This is a genomic window from Kitasatospora sp. NPDC057692, assembly GCF_042799475.1.
GTDB lineage: Bacteria > Actinomycetota > Actinomycetes > Streptomycetales > Streptomycetaceae > Kitasatospora.
Genome location: NZ_JBHVIV010000022.1, coordinates 40924 through 61070, shown reverse-complemented (window position 1 = coordinate 61070; position 20147 = coordinate 40924). Strand labels below are relative to the sequence as shown.

Below are 20147 nucleotides of genomic sequence, written 5' to 3'. Positions count from 1 at the left end.
GGCGCGCGACGGCGGTTCGGAGCAGGTGCATGCGCCGGTTCAGAGCATGTGGAGGCGCCGGTAGAGCCTGGCCGCCGCGCCGGTGAGCAGGCCGTTCTCGGCGAGGAACGCCATCAGGTGGCGGCTGCTGGTGCGCATCATGGCCCGGCGGTGCTCGCTGGCCCGGACCTCGGCGAGCGCCCGTCCGACGTCCAGCCCGGCGGCCTTGTACACGGACGGGTGAACCATGCTGGTGACGATGACGTAGGCGCCGGCCGCGATGCCGAAGGCGGCGTTGCGGCGGCGCAGGGTGCCGGCCCCGCGCAGCCGCTCGCGGATCTCCTGGCGGGCGAACTTCATGTGCCGGGACTCCTCGACCACGTGGATCCGGGACGTCCCGCGGACGATGTCGAGGACGTTCTCGCCGCGCATCCAGTCGCGCTGCATGACGTCCAGCACCTCCTCGGCCACCAGGATGCCGCCGTAGGCGAGTTCGCCGCGGGCGAGGGCCTTGTAGGCGCGTCCGGCCTGGGCGACGACCTGGTTGGGCCGGTACTGGGGGACACCCATCTTCTCGCAGGCGCGGGCGAACATGATCGAGTGGCGGCACTCGTCGGCGATCTCGGTGAGCGCGAAGCGGAACTCGGCGCTGGCCGGGTCGTTGAGGTACTGGTCGCGCAGCACCATCTGCTGCAGGATCATCTCGAACCAGATGCCGGTGGTCATGATCGAGCCGACCTCGTGGCGGGTGAGGACGACCCGCTGCTCCTCGGTCATCTCCGCCCAGAGCGCGGTGCCGTAGAGGGTGCTCCACTCCGGGTTGAGCCCGTACTGCCCGGGCGGGAGCGGGGCGTCCCAGTCGATCTCGACGGCCGGGTCGTAGGAGAGGGTCGCGGCCGAGTCGAGGAGCCGCTTGGAGACGTCGTCGTCGGCCGCGGTGTGGGTCCGGGTGGGGGTGCTGCGTTCCGTCGAGTGGGCCATGGCTGCCTCCGTCAGGTGCGTGGCCTGCGCGGGAACCCGCACGCCCCGCTTATTGACGGAGATTACAATAGGAGCGGGCGGCCGAGAACCCCCCGTGCGGCGCCTGCTGCGGCGCATCGTGCGGCGTTTGGTGCGGTGACGTGTGCGGTACCCGGTGCGGCGGCGCGGAACTGGCGGGCTCGCCGGGCCGGAGGATGATGGAGGGGTCGCGGCAGCGAACCGCCGACGGAGAGGAGCGGACCGGATGGAAACGGCGGACGCCCTGTACCGCGGCCGATCCCCCTTCGTCGTCGACGCCATGGGCGCCCTGCTCGACGCGGACGGCCGCATCGTCCGCTGGACCCCGGAGGCGGAACGGCTGCTCGCCCTCGGCGCCGCGCAGGTCCGCGGCCGGCCCGTGCACGAGCTGCTCGCCGACCCCGCCGGGTGGCCGGCGATGTCCGAGCTCAGCGCGGAGCAGCGGGCCGAGGGCTGGTCCGGGGAGGCGGTGCTGCGCTCGGGGCGCGGCGAGCGGCTCGCGCTGTCCTACCAGGTGCTGCCGCTGAACGCGCCCGTGGAGGCCGACGGCGCCTCCGCCGCAGGCGACGCCTCCGACTCCGTGCCGTCGGAACCCGCCGGCACGCCCCGGTACTTCGTGCTCGCCGCCCCCAGCCCGCTGATCGCCCGCTCGCGCCAGGACCAGGCCTTCACCCGTGAGCTGTTCCTGCAGGACCGGGTCGGCCTGGCCGTCTTCGACGAGCGGCTGCGCCTCGTCCGCACCAACACCCATCTGCTCCCCTACAGCGGACTGCCGCCGGACCTGCGCGGGCGGCGGCTCGGCGACTTCCTGCAGGCGCGGGACGCCGCCGCCGTCGAACGCGGGCTGCGCGACGTGCTGCGCACCGGTCGGCCGCTGATCGGCGCGGAGGAGATCGTCCGCACCATCGAGGACCCGGCCGGCGGTGCGGTGATGGCGATCTCGGCGTTCCGGCTGCAGTCGCCGGACGGGCAGGTCATCGGGGTGACCGCGCTGTTCACCGACGTCACCGAGCTGCACCGGTCCGGCGAACGGCTCGCCCTGCTGCACCGGGCCACGGCGGCCGTCGGCGGCTCGCTGTCGGTCACCGGGACGGCGGAGGAGCTGGCCGCCGTCCTCGCCCCGCCGTCCCCGGTGGGCGGGGCGGCGGCCGGGGTGGACGGTGCGGCGAACGGCGGGTCGGTGCCGGGGCTCGCCGATCTGGCGGTGATCGACGTCGCGGAGGCCGTGTTCACCGGCGCGGAGCCGTCCCCGGGGCGGGACGGCCGGGTGCTGCTGCGCCGCACCGCCGTCGCGGTGGCAGCCGGTTCTGCGAGTGGTTCTGCCAGTGGCTCCGCGGACGGTTCTGCGGGCGCGGCCGGCGGACCGGGGGTGCCGGAGCCCCCGCCCACCGGCGTGGCCGTGCACGCCGACCCCGGCGAGCAGACCGCGCACACCGACTTCCCCCCGTCGATGACCGTCCCGCTGCGGGCCGGGGGCGGCCTGCTCGGCCGGGTGACCGTCCACCGCGCCCCGCACCGGCCGCCCTACCTGCCCGCCGACCTGGAGCTGCTGCGCGAGATCGCCGACCGCGCGGCCCTCGCGCTGGACAACGCCCGCCGCTACGCGCGCGAGCACCGCGCCGCCGTCGGGCTCCAGCGCAGCCTGCTGCCGCCCTCGCAGGCCGAGACCACCGCGGTCTCCACCGCGAGCGTCTACCTGCCCACCGACACGGCGAGCGGGATCGGCGGCGACTGGTTCGACGTGATCCCGCTGTCCTCCGCCCGGGTCGCGCTGGTCGCGGGGGACGTGGTCGGACACGGGCTCGCCGCGAGCGCGACCATGGGGCGGCTGCGGACGGCCGTCCGGACGCTCGCCGACCTCGACCTGGAGCCGGACGAACTGCTGGTCCACCTCGACGACCTGGTCGCCCAGCTGATGGTGGAGGCCGAGCGGCCGGACGAGGAGGACGAGGACGGCGGCGACGGCGGCGGCGGACACGGCGGTCGCGGCGGTCACGGCCTCGACGCGGGGGCCGCGGCCACCCGGCCTCCGGTGAGCCACGGTGTGTGGACCGACGGCGGACACGACGCCCCGGACGACCAGCAGACCGTGCCCTTCGGCGCCACCTGCGTGTACGCGGTGTACGACCCGGTGTCGCGGCGCTGCGCGATGGCCTCGGCCGGCCACCCGCCGCCCGCCGTCGCGGCGCCGGACGGCCGGGTGACGTTCGTGCCCCTGCGCCCGGGGCCGCCGCTCGGCGTGAGCGGGCTGCCGTTCGAGGTGACCGAGGTCGAGCTCGAACCCGGCAGCCTGCTCGCGCTGTACACCGACGGGCTGCTCCTCGGCTACGCGGACGACCTGGAGGAGGGCATGGACGAGCTGTCCCACCGGCTCTCCGCCGCGGCCGCCCCGCCGGAGGGCGCCGTCCCGCCGGCCGGCCCGGTGCTGCGGGAACTCGGCCGGGACCTCGTCGCCGACCTCCCGGCCCACCGGCTCACCGACGACGTCACCCTGCTGCTGGCCCGCACCCGGGAAGTGCCGCCCGAGGCCACCGCGGGCTGGACGCTGGACGCGGACCCGGCGGCGGTCGCACAGGTCCGGGAGGCGGCCACCGAGCAGCTGCTGGCCTGGGGGCTGGAGGAGCTGGCGTTCACCACCGAACTGGTGCTCAGCGAGCTGGTCACCAACGCGATCCGCTACGCGGGCGGCCCGGTCGGCGTCCGCCTCATCCGCGCCGAACGCCTCACCTGCGAGGTCTCCGACCCCAGCGCCACCCAGCCCCGCATGCGCCGCGCCCGCCTCACCGACGAGGGCGGCCGCGGCCTCTACCTGGTCGCCCAACTCACCACCCGCTGGGGCAGCCGCTACACCCGCCACGGCAAAACCATCTGGGCCGAACAGGACCTCCCACCCACCCCCTGACCCACCCCAGCACGGAATATGCCGACCGGTCTACATATCCGGCCGGCGAGGCAGAGGCCCCTGGAGCAGGAAGTCGGCCCACCCGACTTTCCACTCCACGCGCCGACCACCCCCACACATGAACAGACCGGGCCAACCCGCCCACCGCCAAACAGAGCACACCGCTGGCGCAGGAAGTCGACCCACCCGACTTCCTGCGCCGCACCCTGCGGCCCTTCGCCCACAAATATGCAGGCCGGTCTACATATCGCCGCGCGCATCTGGAGTGCAAAGTCGGCCTGCCCCGACTTCCCACTCCGCACGCCAGCCACCCCCGCACATGAACAGGCCAGGACCACCGGCCCACGCCGCCAAACAGGACGCACCGCCAGCGCAGGAAGTCGACCCACCCGACTTCCTGCGCCACACCCCGGCCACCACACACCTGCGAATATGCAGACCGGTCTACATACTGCCGCGCGCACCTGGAGCGGAAAGTCGGCCTGCCCGACTTTTCACTCCGCCCTCCCGACTACCGCCCTCGCCCCGCCACGCAGCGGGGCTCCCGGCCAGTCGCGTTGCGGGTCCGCCGACAGCACCACGCGGCCGGCCGGGGGGATCTAACCCGAACGGCACGCGTGGAGTGGAAAGTCGGCCCGTCCGACTTTCCACTCCACGCGCTCCCCGACGCCACGGGAGAAATATGCAGACCGGTCTACATATCCAGCCAGCCGGTCCTCGGACACGCCCTCTATTCGACCAATCCGGCGGAATCGGCGCTTTTCACCGGTGTGATTGGTGCTCTGATCTGCAAACTCACCCCTTGAGGAGAGACATGCGTACTCGTACCGCGCTCGCTGCCGGTGTTCTCGCCGGTGCCGCCCTGCTGGCCGGTGGCGGCACCGCCGTCGCCGACTCCACCGCCACCGGGGTGGCCGCCAACTCCCCCGGTGTCCTGTCGGGCAACCAGATCCAGATCCCGGTCCACATCCCGATCAACGTCTGCGGCAACTCGATCAACATCATCGGGCTGCTCAACCCGGCCTTCGGCAACACCTGCATCAACAAGTAAGCCGCCACACCGACGCGGGTCCGTCCAACCGGGCGGGCCCGCGTCCGTGCGTCACCGCGTCCGCGTCTCGCCGTCTCCGGATGGCCGCGCCCCGATGGCTCGCGCCCGGCGCACCTGCGCATGCTGGGGCATCGACACCAGCGAGGAGCGGATGTCCGACGAGAGCTTCGCCTTCCCCCGAGCCGTGCTGAGCCCCGCCCCGGCAGCGCCCGGCGCACGGACGGTGACGCCGCACCCGGCACCACTGACCCGCGCCGATCTGCGCGCCCCCTTCGCCCCGCCCGCGGACGGCGTGGAGCGGATCGGCCTGGAGGTCGAGAGCGGCGTGGTCGACCCCGGCACCGGCCTCGCCGCCCCGTACGAGGGCGCGGGCGGCATGGCGGCGATCCTGCGCACCGTCCTCGCCGAGTGGGGCGGCGAGCCGCAGTTCGACACGGGCCGCATGACCGGCGTCCACCTGCCGGACGGTGTGCGGATCACCCTCGAACACGGCGGACAGCTGGAGTACTCCTCGGTGCCGGTCGACGGGCTGGCCCGCGCGGTGGCGGAGGCGCGCGCCAGACTGGAGCAACTGGCCGGACTGGTCGACCGGTTCGGCCTCGCGCTGCTGCCCGGCGCGCTGCTGCCGTTCGACCGGGTGGAGGCGATGGCCTGGGTGCCGATGGTGCGCGGCGCCGTCATGCGCGAGCACTTCGCCCGGGTCGGCCCGCCCGCCTCCGGGGCGCGCCGGGTGATGGCGCTGTCGCTGTCCACCCAGGTGCACCTGGACTTCCTGGACGAGCGGGACTTCACCGAGAAGCTGCGGATGCTGATGGCCGCGTCCACCCCGGTGGCCGCGCTGTTCGTCAACTCCCCGATCATCGGCGGACGCGCGAACGGCCTGCTGTCCAACCGCTCGCAGGACTGGCTGCGGATGGACCCGGACCGCTGCGGCGTCATGCCGCCCGCCCTGCGCTCCGGCGTGGGGATCGGGGACGTCGTCGACTGGGCACTGGACCGGCCGATGGTCTACCGGCGGCACCCGGACGGCGACTACCGGCTCGCCCCGGAGCGCCCGTTCGGCGCGCTGCTGCGCGAGGGCTTCGAGGACGGCTCGCCGCCGCGCTACGAGGACTGGCTCGCCCACCTGTCGCAGCTCTGGACGGCGGTGCGGGTGCGCGGAACGCTGGAGCTGCGCTCCGCGGACGGGCCGCCGTACCGGCACCTCGCCGCCCTGCCGGCGCTCTGGACCGGACTCGGCTACCACCCCGAATCCCGCACCGCGGCCTGGGAGTTGCTCCGCGGCTTCACGGCCGACCAGCACCGGTCGGCGGCCGCCGCGCTGCCGGCCGAGGGCCTGCGGACGATGCTCGGCGGCGAGCGCGTCCTCGAACTCGCCGCCGAGCTGGTCCGGCTCGCCCGGGCCGGCCTGCGGGCCCGGGTGGACGCCGGACGGGAGCCGCCGCAGGTGCTGGACCTCCTCGACCCGCTGGACGAGGTGCTGCACACCCGGCGGACCTTCGCCGAGCAGTGCGCCGACCGCTGGGAACGCGACCTGCGCCGCGAACCACGGCGCTACGTGGCCGAGTTCAGGGTCTGATCCGGACCGCAGGACCGGCCCGGGCGCGCCGCCGGACGGAGCCGCCCCGGCGGCGCGCCCCTCAGTGCGTCAGCGCCGGCTCAGCCCGCGGTCGATCGCCGTGATCAGCTCGCCGTCCGGGGTGTCCCCGTCCAGCGACCAGATCATCGCCCCGCCGAGGCCCTCGCGGCGCACGTACTCCGCCTTGGTGCGCAGCACCGTCGCGTCGTCGTACGTCCACAGCGTGCTGCCGTCGAACAGCCAGGCGCTGCCGTTGCGCGGCCCGCGGTACAGCTTGTACGTGCCGGAGTCGGCGAGCTTCTTCAGCGCCTTGTAGTCCTCGATGCCGGCCACCCAGGTCGCCGGGGCGGGACCGGCGGCGGGCTGCCCGAGACCGTCGCCCCCGCCCGTGACACCGGTCCAGCCCTGGCCGTAGAACGGCATGCCGGTGACCAGCTTGCGCGCCGGGGCGCCGCGCCGCAGCCAGGCGTTGACGGTCTGGTCGACGCTGAAGTCGTTCCTCGCGTACAGCGCGGACTGCTGGGCGGTGGTCTTCTCCCCGGAGACGTGGAAGTCGTAGCCCTGGAGGTTCACGAAGTCGAAGTCCCGCATGATCTTCGAGACTTCGAAGCCCGCGTCGATCTTCGCGGGGGCGGTCGGCACGTACGCGCTGAGCTCGAAGTGCTTGCGGCCCTTGAGCGTGCGGCCGTACGCGTCGACCTGGGTGCGGAACTCGCGGACGAGCTTGGTGAAGTTCTGCTTGTCCTCGGGGCGGATCACGTTGCCGGGGGCGCCGTCGGAGCCCGGCCACTCCCAGTCGAGGTCGATGCCGTCAAAGAGCCCGGCCGCCGCGCCCGCGCCGCCCCGGCCGTCGTTCGCGGGCAGGTTGCCCTTGAGGTAGAGGTCCACGCAGGAGGCGACCAGCGCCTTGCGCCCGGCGTCGGTGCGCACGGCGTCCGAGAAGTACGCCGAGCCGCTCCAACCGCCCAGCGAGATCATCACCTTGAGGCCGGGGTGCGCGGCCTTGAGCTTGCGCAGCTGGTTGAAGTTGCCGACCAGCGCCTGCCCGGCGGTGTCGGCGACGCCGTCCACCGACTCCGCCGCGCCGACCGGGCGGGTGTAGTCGGCGTACGGGTCGGAGCCGGGCCCGCCCATCTGGCAGGTGCCGGCCGGACCGACGTTGCCGAAGGCGTAGTTGATGTGGCTCAGCTTGCCGGCCGTGCCGCTGGTCTCCAGGTCCTTGACGTGGAAGTTGCGGCCGTAGATGCCCCATTGGATGAAGTAGCCGACCCGCTTGTACGAGGCGCCGCCGTGCCGGGAGGAGTCGGCCGCCCCGTCGAGGTCGGCCGCCGCCGCGGCGGGGGCGAGCGGGACCAGCAGCCCCAGGACGGCCGCGGTCGCGGCGCCGAAGGTCAAGCGGGTCGAGAATCTGTGACGCATGGACGAGATCACCCCTTGTGCGGTGGGGGCCGCACGATCGTGGGAACGGTGGACGGCACAGGGAGTCCGCAGGGTGCACCCGTACTGGGCGGCGACGACTCAACACGCCACGCTCCTTCCCTGTCAACGGAGTTCGGCAAAGGTTTTGCAAAACGGGCCGACCGGAACGGCCGGACCGGTCAGGCCCAGCAGACCGGACAGGCCTGCCGAACGGCCCGGGCGGAACCCCGCCCCGGAGCACGCCCCGCCCGCGCATGTCACAGAACGGCGGCCCGTCCCGTCCCAGGGGTGACAGCACCGATCACCACGACGGAGGACCCGCCATGGACGCACGACTCGACTTCTTCGCCACCCGCACCGGCGGCACGATGATCAGGAACCTGATGGCCCTGGGCCGGGAGCTCACCGCCCTGCCGCTCCCGGCCGCCACCCGCGAGCTGGTGTCCCTGCGGGTGAGCCAGATCAACGGCTGCGCCGCCTGCGTCGACATGCACACCAAGGAGGCGGCCGCGGCCGGCGAGAGCGCGCCGCGCCTCAACCTGGTCGCGGCCTGGCGGGAGGCCACCGTCTACACCGAGGCCGAGCGCGCCGCGCTGGCGCTCGCCGAGGAGGGCACCCGGATCGCCGACGGGGCCGGCGGCGTCGGCGACGAGGTGTGGGCGCGGGCCGCCGCGCACTACGACGAGGAGCAGCTGGTCGCGCTGGTGATGCTGATCTCCTTCATGAACCTGGCCAACCGGGCGAACGTCATCACCCGGCAGCCCGCCGGAGCCTACGTGGCAGGCTCGCTCCACTGATCGGCCACGCACCGATCACCGACCAGGACCGTTCGAAGGGAAGGAAGCCGGCGTGAGCAAGGTCGAGGAGTTCGAGGAGTTGCGGCCGCTGCTGTTCTCGATCGCCTACCGCATCCTGGGCAGCGTGGGCGAAGCCGAGGACGCCGTCCAGGAGGCCTGGCTGCGCTACGACGCCTCGCCGACCCGGCCGGTGTCCGTCAAGGCGTTCCTGTCCACCACGGTGACCAGGATCGCGATCGACGTGCTGCGCCTGGCCCGGGTCCGCCGCGAGGAGTACGTGGGGCCGTGGCTCCCCGAGCCGCTGCTCGCCGACCCCTACGCGGACCCGGCCCGGGCGGCCGAGCTGGCGGACTCGGTGTCGATGGCGGCGCTGCTGCTGCTGGAGCGGCTCAGCCCGCTGGAGCGGGCGGTGTTCGTGCTGCGCGAGGTGTTCGGCTTCGGCTACGACGAGGTCGCCGCCGCGGTGGGCCGCTCCGAGGCGGCCTGCCGCCAACTGGTGGTGCGGGCGCGCCGGCACATGCGGGACGGGCGGCCGCGGTTCGAGGCCGAGCGCAAGGAGCGGGACGAGCTCGCCGCCCGCTTCTTCGACGCCCTGAGCGAGGGCGACGTCGCCGGCCTCCAGGAGCTGCTGGCCGCCGACGTCACGATGGTCGGCGACGGCGGCGGCAAGACCCCGCAGCTGGCCCGGGCGGTCTCCGGCGCCGCGAACGTGGCCCGCCTGCTGGCGGCCGTCGTCCCGCTGATGGCCCGGATCGACGTGACCTTCGAGCCGCACGAGGTCAACGGCCAGCCGGGCGCCGTCTTCCGCGATCCCGCCGGACGGGTGCTGAACACCCTGGTGCTGGACGTCGTGGACGGCCGGGTGCAGACCGTCCGCTCCGTCCTCAACCCCGACAAGCTCGCCCACCTCGGCCCGGTCGCCGACGCCTGGGCGGTCCACCACGCCCTCAAGCGGGCCCGCCGCACCGGGGGCTGGTCCGCCTGATCCGCCGCGCCGGGGGCTGATCCGTCGCACCTCATCCACCGGGGCGGGACCGCCCTCACGGTGACGGCGCCGGGCCCTCCCCCTCGGGAGCGTCCGGCGCCGGGCGCCGCGGCGCGGAGTCGGTGGCCCAGCCCGCACCGATCAGGACCTCGCCGAGGCGCTCGACGTCGGCGGCCATGTCGATGTCCGGGTTGAGCAGCCACTGGAGCTGGAGGCCGTCGGCGGCGGCGATGAAGATCCGGGCGAGCCAGGCCGCGTCCACGGCGGCCGGGTCGGCGACGCCGTGCTCGATGCGCTCCGCGAGCCGGATGCGCAGGCGTTCGTAGCGCTGCTCGAAGAAGTCGTGCGCGGGGTGGTCGGGCTCGGCCGCCGCCGCCGCGAGGTCGACGAAGAGCTTGACCAGCCCCGGGGTGGACGCGTTGTGCCGCAGCACCGCCGAGTGCGGCGGCTCGGCGCTCCCGGCGGCGGGGCCGAAACCCTGGCCGTCATCGGCGAGTTCGCCCGCACCCCGCGGTTCCAGGGCGGCGGCAGCTCGCACGTCGTGCCCACCCGGCTGGACACCGCCCTCGACGCGATCCGCGCGACCGTCACCGACCCGGAGCGGATCCGGTTCGCCCCCGGCTTCACCCTCGACGGCGCGGCCGACCCGGCCCTCGTCGCCGAGGCCGTCGAGGCCGTCGAGGCCGTGCGCACCGCCCGGCACGTCGTGCTCTTCCTCGGCCTGCCCGAGAGCCACGAGTCCGAGGGCTACGACCGCACCGACATCGACCTGCCCGCCGACCAGCTCGCCCTGCTCGACGCCGTCACCGCCGCCGCCGGAGCGGCCGGCGCGGAGGTCGCCGTGGTCCTCTCCAACGGAGCGCCGGTACGGCTCACCCCGTGGCAGGACCGGGTCGGGGCGGTCCTGGAGGGCTGGCTGCTCGGCCAGGCCGGCGGCTCGGCGCTGGCCCGGCTGCTGTTCGGCCTCGACAACCCGTCCGGCCGACTCGCCGAGACGATCCCGCTGCGACTGGAGGACACCCCCAGCCACCTGCACTTCCCCGGCGCGGACGGCAAGGTCCACTACGGCGAGGGCCTGTACGTCGGCTACCGGTACTACGACACCCTCGAACTGCCGGTCGCCCACCCGTTCGGCCACGGCCTGAGCTACACCACCTTCGGCTACGACGGCCTGGAGGTGGCGCCCACCGGGGACAACCGCTACGACGTCTCGTTCACGGTCACCAACACCGGCTCCCGGGCCGGCGCCGAGGTCGCCCAGCTCTACGTGCACGAGCGCGCGCCGCGGCTGCGCCGCCCCGAGCACGAGCTGAAGGGCTTCGCCAAGGTCCGCCTGGAGCCCGGCGAGAGCGCCCGGCTGACCATCGCGCTCGACGAACGGGCCTTCGCCCACTGGTCGGTGCGCGACCACCGGTGGCGGATCGAGGGCGGCGAGTTCGAGCTGCGGATCGGCGCCTCCTCACGGGACCTGCGGCTGCGCACCGTGGTCGGCTGCCCCGGCGACGGCCACTTCCCGGCGCTCACCGCGGAGTCCACCCTCGGCGAGTGGCTGGCCGACCCGGCCGGGGCGCGGATCATCGGCGCGGCGATGCAGGCGATGGCGGACTCCGTCGGCATGCCCGCCGACGACCCGCTCACCGCCGCCATGGGCGGGAGCCTGCCGATCGGCCGCATCCCGGCGTTCGTCGACAGCGTGACGCCCGAGGACATCGACCGACTGGTCGCCGCCCACCGCGAGCTGACCTCCGCCCGCGCCACCGGGGCCCGCGCCACCGGGGCCTGAGCCACCGGGGCCTGAGCCACCGGGCCACCTGAGCCACCGGTGTCGTCGGGCCCGCGGCGCCGCTCAGTCCCCCGTCAGCCCCCGCTCACTCCCCCACGCCGTCCGGCCGCGGCTGGTCCCGGTCCGGCCACACCTCGATGTGGTCGGCCTCCAGGACCAGCCGCACCCGGTCCGCCAGGCCCAGCGACTCGGTGAACTCGCGCGGCAGTTGGAGCCGGCCGACCCGGTCCAGCACGGCGTACTCCTGCTCACCGTCAACGGCGTCAACGCCGCCCAAGCCACCCAAGCCGCCCGCGCCGCCCAAGCCGCCCAAGCCGCCCGCCCCGGCAACGCGCGGACGGCGCAGCACCTCGGCCGAGGTCCGGCCGTCACGGATCCGCACCGTACGGCTGACCTGGTCGGCCACCAGGGCGTCGTGGGTGACGATCAGCACGGTGGTGCCCAGCTCCGTGTTGGCGGTGTGCAGGGCGTCGAAGATCTCCTCCGAGGTCGCGGTGTCCAGCTCCCCGGTGGGCTCGTCGGCGAGCAGCAGCCGCGGTTCGTTGGCCAGCGCGACCGCGATCGCCACCCGCTGCTGCTCGCCGCCGGAGAGCATCGCGGGGGTGCGGTCGGCGGCCTCGGCGATGCCCATGAGGCCGAGGAGCCCGCTCGCCCGCTCGGCCCGCCGCCGGCGCGGAACCCCGGCGTAGCCCATCGGCAGCTGCACGTTCTCGCGGGCCGTCAGATAGGGCAGCAGATTGGCCGCGGTCTGCTGCTGGATCGTGCCGACGGTGCGGCGCCGGTAGACGGTCCGCGCGCGCCCCTTGAGCGTGCCCAGGTCGGTGCCGGCCACCCTGGCGGTTCCGGCGCTGGGGGTGTCCAGGCCGGCCAGGATGGCGAGCAGGGTGGACTTTCCGGAGCCGGACGCGCCCACCAGGGCGAGCAGTTCGCCCTCCCGGACGGTCAGGTCGAGCCCCTGCAGGGCCTGCACCTCGACCCCGTCGCGGGCGCGGGTGCCGGTGCGGAAGATCCGCACCAGGCTCTCGCACACCACCATGGGCCGGTCGGTCGGACGGTCACAGGGCCTCCCCCAGTCGCAGCACGGCGCCCAGTCCGCGGCGGCGGGCGATCGCCGCCTCCAGGACGGCGGCCGCCGTCATCAGCACGGCCAGCGCGGCACCGAGCGCCGCCGTGATCGTCCAGTCGATGTGGACGGCGGGTTCGAACGGTCCGCCGGTGATCGCCCCCAGCCGCATCCCGGGGCCGAGCGCGGCGGGCAGCAGCAGCCCGAGCGCGGTGCCGCCGACCGCCGCCGACAGCACCAGCGGGACCAGCTGGAGCAGTTGCAGCCCGAGCACCGCGCGGCCGCCGATCCCGAGGGTGCGCAGGTAGGAGGTGGTCCGGGCGCGCTCGGTGGCGCTCAGCAGCAGGTCCAGCGCGAACGCGCCGAGCCCGAGCAGCAGGCCGAGCACGGTGGTGACCCGGAAGGCGAGGTGCGCCGAGCGGGCCAGCCCGTCGGTGCGCAGCGCGTGGAGCTCCGCGGCCCGGTCGCGGAACTCGGCCGGCGGCCCGGCGTTCCCGCCGGGCGACAGCTGCGGGGCGAGGGCGCTCCGCAGGGCGCCCGGGTCCGACGGCGGCCCGCCGGCGGCCGGGTAGAACAGGACGGCGGACGACATCCGGTTCTGCGCGGGCAGCCGCTCGGCGGACGGACCGGTGAACACCAGCAGCGGGCCCGACCGCCGTGCGGCGCCGAGCACCGGTCCGAGCACCGGGTCGTGCAGGGCCTGCTCGGGCAGGGCTCCGACCACGCGGACCAGTGCGCGGTCCATGCCCAGCGCGGAGAGCTCGAAGCCGCCGTCGGGGAACCGGGCGGCGAGCTCGGGGTCGGCGAGCGCGGTGAGCACGGGCACCGCGTTGTCGTCCCCGACCGGCCTGACCCGCGCGTCGAGTCCGCTGCCGGCGGACAGCGCGCGGGCCAACGGGGAGGACGGCTGCGCGGCGCCCAGGGCGGCGGCGTCCAGCCCCACGAGCCGGACGCCCTCGTAGCCGGTGCCGTCGTCCTGCGAGACGAGGTCCCCGGTCGCTCCGGTGACGGTCACCCGGTGCGGCGCGGTGGGTGTCGGCGGCAGGTCCCCGGCGAACCGCGCCTTCGGCCCGACCAGGGCGGCGACCGCCCCGCCGGTGCGCCAGTCGGCGAGCTGCGCCTGGCCGTCCCCGAGGGTGCGCGGAACCAGCCCGCCGTAGACCCCGTAGCCCATGGCGAGCACCAGGACCAGCAGGGCGAGCGCGGCCGCGCCGCTCCGGGTGCCGGCCCGGGCGAGCGCCACCAGCGGGACCAGGCCGCGCGAGCGGCGCGCCCAGCGCGTGGCCCCGCGCAGCAGCGGGGGCAGCAGCCGGACCAGCGCCCCCACCACGACCAGCGCCAGGAGGACCGGGGCGAGGGCGAGTTGGGGGTCGATTCCGGAACCCGCGTAGGCGCCCCGGGTGCGCAGTGCGACCAGCCCGCCGACGGCCAGCAGTACGACCAGGGCCTCCAGGACGAGCCGGCGCGAGCGCGGCACGGGCCCGGCCCGCCCGGCCGAGGCGAGCAGCGCCGCGGCCGGGGCGCACCAGACCAGCACGGCGGCGACCAGGACCGGTACCGGGGAGCCGAGGGCGGCACCCTTCGGCGCGAGGGCGCGGCCGACCGCCCAGCCCGCCGCCGCGCCGGCGCCGACCGCGACCGCGGCCTCCGCCAGCAGCCGGCCGGCGATCCCCGGCAGGCCCGCGCCGCGGGTGAGCTGGAGCGCGAAGGCGCCGGCCCGTCGGTGGTTGCCGAGCCGGGCGGCGGCCACGGCGGTGGCCACCACCACGGCGAGCAGTCCGGCGAGCGCGAAGCCCTGGAGCTGCTCGGTGCGCCGCCGTTGGCCGGCGAAGGCCTCCGCCTCCCGCCCGAGCTGCTCGGTGACGTCGATCATCTCCACCGGCCGGCCGGCCAGCCGGCAGTCCGCGTCCCCGCACAGCCGCTCCAGCGGTGCCGAGCGCAGAGCGGCGAGGTCGGAGCGCAGGCCGGCCAGGCCCGCCGGGGTGGCGGTCGGCCCCGAGCGGTCGAGGGCCACCGGCAGCTCCCAGTCCGCCGTGAGGCCGGCGCCGCGGTTCGCCGCCAGCTCCATGCCCCCGGCGCTGGTCAGCATCTCGCCGTAGAGCACCCTGCCGACCCGCTCCGTCAGGACGACGGGCACGACCAGCATCGGGTTGCGCCGCCAGAGCCGGTCCGCGCCGTGGTCGGTGCGGAACACCCCGACCGGGACCACCGCGCTGGACATCCCGCCCCCGATCAGGTCGAACTCCCGGCCCAGGGTCATCCCCAGGCGGTCCCGGGTGGCCTCGGAGACCGCGACCTCGATCGGGTCCGAGGACCCGCCCCGGCCCCCGGCGGGCTCCTCGGGCTGCGCCGGGGCCCGGCCCTCGACGTACTCGACCGGGGTGTCCCCGGCGGCGGGCTGCGCGTGGACCAGGCCCAGCTTCTGCGGCAGGTCGGTGGCGGTGGGGGCGCCGGGCCCCGAGGGGGACCCGGCGGCGGTGGGGGCGCCGGGCCCCGAGGGGGACCCGGCGGCGGTGGTGACGGCGGCCCGCGGTCTGCCGAACGCGGCGGCCGTCCGCGGGCCGGCGGCGGCGCGCAGCCCCTCGCCGATCCGGTCCAGGTCCCGGTCCAGCGTGCCCGGCCGAGCGGGCGGCAGCCACGGCCGCGGGACGGCGGTGGTCGCGGCGAGGACCAGCGGCCGCTCCAGCTGGGCCCGGTCGACCCGGTCGGCGAAGGTGTCGGCCGCCAGCCGGTCGAACCGCGGCGGCCAGCTCAGCGGGATCGCCGTGAGCAGGACGGCGAGCAGCGCGAGCACGGCCGCCACCGGCCAGGCGATCCGCGCCTCGCGCCGGATCAGGCGCAGGGTCGGCATGAGGGGCTCCCCCCGTCGAAGGGTCCGGCGGCGGGTGTGCCGGCCGTGGCGGCCGCCGGGTTCATCCGTCCTCCCCCGCGCGCAGGGCCCGGACCAGGTCGACCCGGGCCAGCAGCCGGGTGAGGACCAGTACGGCGAGGGCGAGCAGCATCCCGGAGGCCACCGCGGTGAGCAGGGCGGCGGGGCGCCCCGGGCCCGCGACCAGGGCCGGGAAGACCGGACCGGCGGTGTCGTCCAGCACGGTGAACGCGAGCAGCAGGGAGGCCAGCAGCACGCCCAGCAGCCCGCCCAGCAGGACCGGCGGCGCGGTCACCGCCACCTGCTCGGCGCGCAGCAGCGCGGTCAGTTCGCCGCGCCGCACGCCCAGCGCGCGCAGCACCGCGAACTCCCGTTGGCGGGCCCGGACCGAGCTCACCGTGTGCAGGGTGAGGGCGGTGACCGCGAACAGCGGGGCGGTGACCAGGACGAGCAGCCAGGCGCAGCGCAGGCCGACCCGGAACGGGTCGTCGGCGAGGGCGGCGGCGGCCCGCAGGGCGCTCTCCGGCCGGCCGAACCCGCCGCGGCCCTCGACGGCGGTCCAGGTGGCCGCCGGGTCGTCGCTGGCCAGCCACCAGCGGGCGGCGACGGGCGGGGGTCCGCCCATGGCCGCGCGGCTGGCGGCGAGTGCCCGCAGGTCCAGCACCAGGTGGCCGTTGCGTCTGCCGTAGCCCGGCAGGGCGTCGATCACCCCGGTGATCCGGACCTTCTGGGCGCTGTGCCCGTCGCGCTCCCAGTCGAGTCGGACGGTGTCACCGACCCGGGCGTGAACGGTGTCGAGCAGCGCGCGGTCGGCGAGCGCCGGCAGGACGAGGGGCGGGAGGGTGCCGGTGGCAGTGCCGGTGCCGGTGCCGGGCAGCACCGCGAGGACGGCGTCCTCGCCGGCCGGGCTCAGCGGGTGCGGCGGCTCGTTGGAGCGCATCACCGTGCGCAGCAGGTCGGATCCGTCGCTCTGCCAGGTGCAGGCGTCGGCCCGGCCGGAGGTCTCCTGTTCGGGCCCGCGCGCGGTGCCGGGGCAGTCGAGCGCGGCGGGATCGACGGCCGGGCCGGAGCGGGCCCAGCTCTGCCCGGGCGGCAGCGCGAGGTCGGTCCGCCGGCCGTCGGCCACGGCGGTGATCCGCGGCACGCGCAGGTCGAGGCTGATCCGCCGGCCCAGTGTGCCGGGGAAGTGCACGCCGAGCCGGCCGATCGTCAGCCGGTCACCGCCGGTTAGCGGGACGGTCAGCGTGTGCGGGCGTCCGTCGGCCGGTAGGGCGAGCGCCACCTGCTCGGTCAGGCCCCCGGCGTCGTGGATCCACAGCCGCAGGCCGAGGCCGGGCTCCGGGACCGGCAGGTCGGCGGCCGCCTGGACGGTCACCTCCAGGGCGCTCGACCCGCCCGGCAGTGCGATCCCCTGTCCGGGCGTGTCGGCCAGCGGGGCGAGCAGCTCCGGGAGCGGGCGGTCGGCCTGGTCCCCGCGCAGCGTCGGCAGGTTCGCGGCGGCGGCGGCCGTGCTGTCGAGGCCGATGGCCTGCACCAGGGTGCTGCCCACGAACACGGACTGCTCGGCCACCGGGGTGAGGCCCGTCACGCCCGGCAGCGCGGACAGTTCGCCGCGTTGCCGCAGCTGGGCGCCGGGCACCCCGGACAGCCGCAGATCGGCGCCGACCGCGTGGGCCGCCCGGTCGCGGTCGCTGTCCGGCAGCGCGCCCAGCACCCCGGCGGCCAGACTGCTGCAGGCCACCGCCAGCAGCGTGGCCAGCACCGGCACCGCCTGGCGACCGGTGTCGCGGCTCAGCCGCCAGGCGCCCAGCGGCAGGACCAGGCCGCGGGCCCGGCCGGCCGCCCGCTCCAGCAGCCGCCCGGCCGCCGGCAGCACCCTCAGCAGCAGGACCGCGCCCGCCACCGCCATCGCCATCGGCGCGAGGACCAGCGTCGCGTCGACCCGGGAGCCGAACCCGGCTCCGGTGTCCGTCACCACCACGCCCCCGTAGCGGCGCAGTTGGAGGAAGCCCAGCACGGCCACGGTGAGCAGCGCCAGGTCCGCGCCGGCCCGCTGCAGGGCCAGTCGGCGCGGGCTGCGGCCGCGCAGCGCGCGCAGGGCGCCCGGGTCCAACGCCTGCCGGGCGAGCGGCAGCAGCAGGGCCGCGCCGTGCACCAGGAGCGCGAACGCGGCGGCCCACCCGACCGTCCGGCCGTCGTCCGCGGCCAGGCCGTGCGCCCCGACGGTGCGCAGCAGGACGGCGAGCAGCGGCTCGGCCAGCAGCAGTCCGCAGACCGCCGCCGGTACCGCGGCCACCGCCCACTCGCCCGCCGCCGTCGCCAGCAGCCACGGCGTTCCGGCACCGCGGGTGCGCCGGAGCGCCTGTTCGGCGGCGACCGCGTCGGCCAGCCGGCGGGCCGTCAGCACGAGGACCACGGCGGCGAGCAGGGCGAGCAGGGCGATCGGCACGGCCGTCTGGGACCTGGCCGTCAGGGCGGGCAGCACCTGGCGGTCGACGGCGGCGGGCAGTTGGCTGTGCACTTCGGTGTCGGTCAGCGCGGGCCCGGCGCCGCGGTAGACCGAGCGGGCGGGGTCCGAGCGGGCGAAGGCGGCGACCCGGTTCCGCAGCGCGGCGAGTTCGGCCGGGCTCGACCGGGCGGGGTCGGGCAGGGCCAGCCAGAGGGCCGTCGTGCGGTCGCGGTACGCGGGGAGCGCCGTCAGCTGCCGGCCGTCGACCAGCATCAGGGCGGATCCCTCGCCGACACCGCCGCCGAGGCCCGCCCAGAGCGCGGCGGCGTCCGGGCCCGGCCGGTAGACACCGGTCACGGTGAGCGCGAGCGGCTCGCCGGTGCCGGGGGATCCGATGACCACGCCGCCGCCGGTGTCCAGGCCGAGCCGGTCGGCGGCGTCCTCGGGGAGGGCGACGCGCAGTCCGCCGCCGGTGGCGGGGGCCGTCGCCGACGCGTCCGGCGCGGTCGACGCCCCGGACGCGTCCGGCCAACTGCCGCTCCGCAGTTCGCCGTAGCGTCCGGTGTCCGGCAGCGCGACCGGGAGGACGGTGAGCGCGGTGTCGGTGGCCCACCGGCGGCCGCCGGGCGGCAGCGGCAGATCCAACGTGCCGGTGGCGCGCAGGGCGTTCTCGGTGCGGAACGGAATGCCGCCCATCGCCTTGACCAGCGCGGCGTGCACGGCCCGGTCGGCGGCCGGCAGGCCCTCGGCCCGCCAGCGCGCGGTCACCTCCACCGACCTTCCGGAGTCGGCGGCGAGCCGCTGGCGCACCCCGGCGGCGGCGGCCGACTGGGCCAGCCCGGCCAGCGCGGCCAGCACCGCCGTGGCCACCAGCACGCTCACGGCCGCGGCCGCCAGCACCAGCCCGTGCCGCCCGGCCCGGCGACCGATCCGGCGCCACGCCTCCGCCACTGCCATCCACCGCTCCCCCCACCGTCCTGCCCGCCGGAGCGAGGAACCGCTCCACGGGACGTGCCGGGGCGCGGAGTTGGGGTCCTACCGCAGCAGAAGGCATGTGGTCTGGACCAATCCGGCACCGGGGTCGCATCCTGCCTGACGGCCCGGCAGTTTCGATGCGCGGCAACGGGGTTGTGTCCTTCCGGGTCGACTTCCTGCCCGGAAGGACACCCGGCGCCGGGCGGCCGCGGGTCCGGCCCGCGCCGGGCCGCGGGCAGCCCCGCCCCCGATCCGTTCGGGGCTGCCCGCGGGAGTCCGCCGGAGTCCGGTCAGACCGGGGTGCTCATGCAGACGTTCCACTGGGTGGTCGCGAAGGCCACGCCGCCCGACCAGTAGTTGACGTTCCACGCCGCCTCGCACTGCTCGTACTGCGTGCGCGAGATGACGCCGGAGTACGGCGGGGGCAGCGGCGTGCCGCCCTGGTCCGCGGTCGCCTGGGTGGCGGCGGTCAGGGCCAGCAGCGGGGTCACCACGGCGGCGGCGGCAACCGCGCCGGCCAGTCGGCGGATGCGCATGGAGGGCTCTCCTTCGGAAGTCATCGGGGTGTCCCGGGGCGGGAGCGCCGTCGTCGGCGCACCTGCCGAATCCTCCCGCCGACGGCCGGTACCGCGACATCCCATGTTTCTGGGCCGTCCCCCGGCGCGGCGCACCGACCGTCAGGGCCTCGGCGGCCGCAGTCATTTGACTGATGTCGCCGCCCTCCCCGCGCGGGCAGTCTCGTCTGCGGCGGACCCGGTCCCGGGCCCGCCGCGCACGAGCACTGTCCCCACCCGGAAAGCGAGCTCCACCGTGGCCCTGAAGTCCTTCAAGTCGGCGACCGCCATCGCGGGTGCGCTCGCCGGGGCGGTCCTGTTCCTCACCGCGGCGCCGGCGTCCGCCGCGAACCCCCCGTACGACGGCTGCCCGGCCTGGGCGCTCTGCCTCTACCAGGACGGCGGCGGCGCGGGTTCGAAGGCGATCGTCGTCCCGCCGGCGGCCGGCGGCAACACCGAGATCGTGCGCCTGACCAAGGTCCACTTCCTGAACGGCACCCTCGCCAACGACCAGGTGTCCTCCTGGCTGAACAACTCCCAGTGCCAGGTCGAGTTCTGGGACGACCCCTACGGCGAGCTGCACCCCTCGCAGATCGACTTCACCCCGACCTGGAGCTGGGGCGCCAAGGGCGACTACGGCTCCAACACCAACGAGTACTACGACAACGACCGGCTGTCGGCCGTGCGCTTCTACTGCCCGTAGCGGCCGGCTCCGCTCCGACGCCCCCGGCCCCGGCCCCGCA

14 protein-coding genes are annotated in these 20147 nt (G+C 75.8%); 7 read left to right on the top strand and 7 right to left on the bottom strand.

What is annotated here, in order from left to right:
* Positions 1 to 39 precede the first annotated feature (39 nt).
* Positions 40 to 960, bottom strand: a complete 921-nt coding sequence (locus ACFVFS_RS15210; RefSeq protein WP_380624137.1) for a diiron oxygenase — start codon at positions 958 to 960, stop codon at positions 40 to 42.
* Positions 961 to 1204: 244 nt separating this feature from the next.
* Between ACFVFS_RS15210 and ACFVFS_RS15205 the strand changes: the two genes are divergently transcribed.
* The 3 genes from ACFVFS_RS15205 (at position 1205) to ACFVFS_RS15195 (ending at position 6510) form a co-directional block, all read left to right on the top strand.
* Positions 1205 to 3880: a SpoIIE family protein phosphatase gene (locus tag ACFVFS_RS15205; protein ID WP_380624135.1), complete on the top strand. Its 2676-nt coding sequence runs from the start codon at positions 1205 to 1207 to the stop codon at positions 3878 to 3880.
* Between the two features lie 814 nt (positions 3881 to 4694).
* Positions 4695 to 4931: a chaplin gene (locus ACFVFS_RS15200; protein ID WP_380624133.1), complete on the top strand. Its 237-nt coding sequence runs from the start codon at positions 4695 to 4697 to the stop codon at positions 4929 to 4931.
* A gap of 94 nt (positions 4932 to 5025) precedes the next feature.
* Complete coding sequence (locus ACFVFS_RS15195; protein WP_380624131.1) at positions 5026 to 6510, top strand: glutamate-cysteine ligase family protein; 1485 nt, start codon at positions 5026 to 5028, stop codon at positions 6508 to 6510.
* Between the two features lie 69 nt (positions 6511 to 6579).
* Here ACFVFS_RS15195 and ACFVFS_RS15190 read toward each other — a convergent pair whose 3' ends face one another.
* On the bottom strand, positions 6580 to 7929 hold the full coding sequence (locus ACFVFS_RS15190; RefSeq protein WP_380624129.1) for a glycoside hydrolase family 18 protein: 1350 nt from the start codon (positions 7927 to 7929) through the stop codon (positions 6580 to 6582).
* A 323-nt stretch (positions 7930 to 8252) separates the two neighbouring features.
* On the opposite strand from ACFVFS_RS15190, the gene ACFVFS_RS15185 reads away from it, so the two are divergent.
* Both ACFVFS_RS15185 and ACFVFS_RS15180 read left to right on the top strand, forming a co-directional pair.
* Positions 8253 to 8726 carry a carboxymuconolactone decarboxylase family protein gene (locus ACFVFS_RS15185; RefSeq protein ID WP_380624128.1) on the top strand — a complete coding sequence of 158 codons (474 nt, stop codon included), beginning with the start codon at positions 8253 to 8255 and terminating at the stop codon, positions 8724 to 8726.
* Positions 8727 to 8778: 52 nt separating this feature from the next.
* Positions 8779 to 9711 (top strand): RNA polymerase sigma-70 factor, encoded by a 933-nt coding sequence (locus tag ACFVFS_RS15180; protein WP_380624126.1) that lies wholly within the window; start codon positions 8779 to 8781, stop codon positions 9709 to 9711.
* A 55-nt stretch (positions 9712 to 9766) separates the two neighbouring features.
* Here the strand turns inward: ACFVFS_RS15180 and ACFVFS_RS15175 are convergent, their stop codons facing one another.
* On the bottom strand, positions 9767 to 10249 hold the full coding sequence (locus ACFVFS_RS15175; RefSeq protein WP_380624124.1) for a TetR family transcriptional regulator C-terminal domain-containing protein: 483 nt from the start codon (positions 10247 to 10249) through the stop codon (positions 9767 to 9769).
* On the opposite strand from ACFVFS_RS15175, the gene ACFVFS_RS15170 reads away from it, so the two are divergent.
* Positions 10133 to 11494 carry a glycoside hydrolase family 3 C-terminal domain-containing protein gene (locus ACFVFS_RS15170; protein WP_380624122.1) on the top strand — a complete coding sequence of 454 codons (1362 nt, stop codon included), beginning with the start codon at positions 10133 to 10135 and terminating at the stop codon, positions 11492 to 11494. The two genes, ACFVFS_RS15175 and ACFVFS_RS15170, sit on opposite strands and share 117 nt — an antisense overlap.
* 85 nt (positions 11495 to 11579) lie before the next feature.
* Here ACFVFS_RS15170 and ACFVFS_RS15165 read toward each other — a convergent pair whose 3' ends face one another.
* From ACFVFS_RS15165 to ACFVFS_RS15150, 4 genes are all read right to left on the bottom strand, one after another.
* Positions 11580 to 12530 carry an ABC transporter ATP-binding protein gene (locus ACFVFS_RS15165; protein ID WP_380624120.1) on the bottom strand — a complete coding sequence of 317 codons (951 nt, stop codon included), beginning with the start codon at positions 12528 to 12530 and terminating at the stop codon, positions 11580 to 11582.
* 19 nt (positions 12531 to 12549) lie between these two features.
* A complete protein-coding gene (locus tag ACFVFS_RS15160; RefSeq protein WP_380624118.1) occupies positions 12550 to 15408 on the bottom strand; it encodes a hypothetical protein in 2859 nt (952 codons plus the stop codon).
* Positions 15409 to 15469: 61 nt separating this feature from the next.
* Positions 15470 to 18832, bottom strand: a complete 3363-nt coding sequence (locus ACFVFS_RS15155; RefSeq protein WP_380624116.1) for an FtsX-like permease family protein — start codon at positions 18830 to 18832, stop codon at positions 15470 to 15472.
* A gap of 308 nt (positions 18833 to 19140) precedes the next feature.
* Complete coding sequence (locus tag ACFVFS_RS15150) at positions 19141 to 19386, bottom strand: hypothetical protein (RefSeq protein ID WP_380624114.1); 246 nt, start codon at positions 19384 to 19386, stop codon at positions 19141 to 19143.
* A gap of 274 nt (positions 19387 to 19660) precedes the next feature.
* On the opposite strand from ACFVFS_RS15150, the gene ACFVFS_RS15145 reads away from it, so the two are divergent.
* Positions 19661 to 20107: a peptidase inhibitor family I36 protein gene (locus tag ACFVFS_RS15145; protein WP_380624112.1), complete on the top strand. Its 447-nt coding sequence runs from the start codon at positions 19661 to 19663 to the stop codon at positions 20105 to 20107.
* The last annotated feature ends 40 nt before the right edge of the window (positions 20108 to 20147 follow it).

Bases quoted from the DNA above. Each gene is read 5' to 3' on its own strand.
- ACFVFS_RS15200 (WP_380624133.1), top strand. From the start codon at position 4,695: ATGCGTACTCGTACCGCGCTCGCTGCCGGTGTTCTCGCCGGTGCCGCC.
- ACFVFS_RS15155 (WP_380624116.1), bottom strand. From the start codon at position 18,832: ATGGCAGTGGCGGAGGCGTGGCGCCGGATCGGTCGCCGGGCCGGGCGG.
- ACFVFS_RS15190 (WP_380624129.1), bottom strand. From the start codon at position 7,929: ATGCGTCACAGATTCTCGACCCGCTTGACCTTCGGCGCCGCGACCGCG.
- ACFVFS_RS15195 (WP_380624131.1), top strand. From the start codon at position 5,026: ATGGCTCGCGCCCGGCGCACCTGCGCATGCTGGGGCATCGACACCAGC.
- ACFVFS_RS15165 (WP_380624120.1), bottom strand. From the start codon at position 12,530: ATGGTGGTGTGCGAGAGCCTGGTGCGGATCTTCCGCACCGGCACCCGC.
- ACFVFS_RS15160 (WP_380624118.1), bottom strand. From the start codon at position 15,408: ATGCCGACCCTGCGCCTGATCCGGCGCGAGGCGCGGATCGCCTGGCCG.
- ACFVFS_RS15150 (WP_380624114.1), bottom strand. From the start codon at position 19,386: ATGCGCATCCGCCGACTGGCCGGCGCGGTTGCCGCCGCCGCCGTGGTG.
- ACFVFS_RS15210 (WP_380624137.1), bottom strand. From the start codon at position 960: ATGGCCCACTCGACGGAACGCAGCACCCCCACCCGGACCCACACCGCG.
- ACFVFS_RS15205 (WP_380624135.1), top strand. From the start codon at position 1,205: ATGGAAACGGCGGACGCCCTGTACCGCGGCCGATCCCCCTTCGTCGTC.
- ACFVFS_RS15185 (WP_380624128.1), top strand. From the start codon at position 8,253: ATGGACGCACGACTCGACTTCTTCGCCACCCGCACCGGCGGCACGATG.